The following is a 2,301-nucleotide window of genomic DNA, read 5'->3' as shown; positions in this document are numbered from 1 at the left end:
ATGACGGTCTTGAGTTCAACCCACTTCTGTTGAAGAAAGTGGACGAGCTGGAACTGTCTGTCCGTTCTGCTAATTGCTTGAAGAACGACAATATAGTGTACATCGGTGATCTTATCCAGAAGACCGAAGCAGAAATGCTGCGCACGCCGAACTTTGGCCGCAAATCTTTGAACGAGATCAAAGAAGTGCTGTCAGGTATGGGCTTACACCTTGGCATGGACGTTGAGGACTGGCCACCGGACAACATCGAAGATCTGGCGAAGAAGTTCGAAGACGCCTTTTAAAAATTTGTCGGGTGCATGACCTCATGCGCCCGACTTTTACGACAGGGCCTCAGAAGCCCCAAGGAGAGTAGTGGAGAACGCATCCGCTGCCAGACAAAGCAAAAACAGCCCGTAGAGGGCATATTATTGGAGACGACACATGCGTCACGCAAAAGGTTACCGCCGCCTGAACCGCACAGCCGAGCACCGCAAGGCGCTTTGGGCAAACATGTCAGGCTCGCTCATCGAGCATGAGCAAATCAAAACAACACTGCCAAAAGCTAAAGAGCTGAAGCGCGTGATGGACAAGCTGATCACACTCGGCAAGCGCGGCGATCTGCACGCGCGTCGTCAGGCCGCTGCTCAGCTGAAGGAAGACAAGGACGTTGCAAAACTGTTCGAAATCCTCGGCCCACGCTACGCAGACCGTCCCGGCGGCTATACACGCGTTCTTAAAGCGGGATTCCGCTACGGTGACATGGCGCCGATGGCGATCATCGAACTGGTTGACCGCGATGTTGATGCCAAAGGTAAGGCAGACAAAGCCCGCGTTGCTCTGGAGGCAGACGCGGCTGAGTAAGCGACGCTTACAGCTGATAGACTTAGAAAAGCCCTCGTATTTTGCGGGGGCTTTTTACGTTTGGGAGGATAGGAATTTGTCGGCGTGCGCTAAGAGCCGCGTCGTCATAGCAGGGTAGGTCAACAAAGCTTTGATCCAGAGCAGGGGCCGCTGTGTTACAGCTAACCTGTCTCCACTGCGCTCTGTGCGAAGATTTACGGAGTCGGTGCGGAAGACGCGTAGGGGGTATTTCAGAAGCCAAAGGTATGCTCGGTATCAAAAAGGATTTACGTGGAGATTTCTGTTTCCTTGGGGACACATAAAATATGTTCGCCATCCAATGATAAAACACTAAAAAACCCGCTGCCAAAGACAACGGGTTTCTAATTCTAACGAACGTCGTGAACGAGTTTATGCTTCGCGCTCAAGCTTTTTGCGGGACAGCTTGCGTGAACGACGAATCGCTTCTGCTTTTTGACGTGCATTCTTTTCAGAGGGCTTTTCGAAATGCTGCTTAAGCTTCATTTCACGGAAAACGCCTTCTTTTTGGAGTTTCTTTTTAAGAACCCGAAGGGCCTGATCAACGTTGTTGTCGCGAACACTAACCTGCATGAGGATTGAGTTCCTTTCTTATTTTGATGAATCTTGTGTAATTTGCACCCCGAATAGCAACTCGGTTCAGGTTTGTATAGCCTAGGGTCGCGCGACGAAGCGTCTCTTGGTGTTGCGTTTTGTGAAAGGCGTTTTGCGCGGTGCTGATTTACGTCGCTTTCGACGGCTTGGCGGATCAGCTCTTGGTGCGCACCGACACTTATGTAGATCCCTAAACCTGCGTTACAGCTTCCCCTTGCGCCAACGGGCGATGGCTCTCATATCTAGGGAAACCAAACTGAGGTGACACATGTTACGTGCTCTTGCATTCGCTCTTTTCATAACTGCCCCTGTCAACGCGATTGCAGACACGCGCGTCCCCACAAGCCAAGTTGAAATCGCCCTCAGTTTTGCGACTTTAGTCAAACAAGCGGCTCCCGCGGTCGTGAACATATACGCCAAACGCATCGTGCAAACGCGGACGAGCCCAATGGCGAATGATCCATTCTTTCGAGAATTCTTTGGCAATTTTGGGGAAACCCGTCCGCAGTTGCAAAACTCTCTGGGCTCGGGCGTGATTCTGTCGGCGGATGGCTATGTTGTGTCCAACTATCACGTGGTTGGTCAGGCCACTGATATTCGGGTGGTTTTGAACGATCGGCGTGAATTCTCTGCTGAAGTCATGCTGGGCGATGAGGCCAGTGATCTAGCGATTTTGCGCCTAAAAGATGCGAGTGATCTGCCGTTCCTTGCGTTACGTGATAGCGAAACGGTTGAGGTAGGTGAATTGGCCTTGGCCATTGGCAACCCGTTTGGCGTTGGCCAAACCGTCTCAAGCGGCATCATTTCGGGGCTTGGGCGCTACGGTCGGGTGACAGGCAGCGAACG

At 51.9% G+C, this 2,301-nt stretch carries 4 protein-coding genes; 3 read left to right on the top strand and 1 reads right to left on the bottom strand.

Annotation, left to right across the window (positions count from 1 at the left end):
• Window positions 1-284 (top strand): DNA-directed RNA polymerase subunit alpha C-terminal domain-containing protein (locus QZ279_RS10780; RefSeq protein ID WP_293450708.1); only part of this gene is annotated, 284 nt, incomplete at its 5' end.
• A gap of 139 nt (window positions 285-423) precedes the next feature.
• The gene (gene rplQ / locus QZ279_RS10775; protein ID WP_293450706.1) at window positions 424-843 is read left to right on the top strand and encodes a 50S ribosomal protein L17; all 420 of its coding nucleotides are present in this window, start codon (window positions 424-426) and stop codon (window positions 841-843) included.
• A gap of 390 nt (window positions 844-1,233) precedes the next feature.
• On the opposite strand, the gene rpsU is transcribed toward rplQ, so the two are convergent.
• Complete coding sequence (gene rpsU / locus QZ279_RS10770) at window positions 1,234-1,434, bottom strand: 30S ribosomal protein S21 (protein ID WP_293450704.1); 201 nt, start codon at window positions 1,432-1,434, stop codon at window positions 1,234-1,236.
• 289 nt (window positions 1,435-1,723) lie between these two features.
• On the opposite strand from rpsU, the gene QZ279_RS10765 reads away from it, so the two are divergent.
• Window positions 1,724-2,301, top strand: a 578-nt coding sequence (locus tag QZ279_RS10765) for a trypsin-like peptidase domain-containing protein (protein WP_293450702.1), incomplete at its 3' end; no start/stop codon positions are given.

Source organism: Planktotalea sp. (assembly GCF_018607965.1).
Lineage (GTDB): Bacteria > Pseudomonadota > Alphaproteobacteria > Rhodobacterales > Rhodobacteraceae > Planktotalea.
The sequence above is the reverse complement of the archived record's forward strand: the minus strand, read 5'-3'. Positions and strand labels throughout refer to the sequence as shown.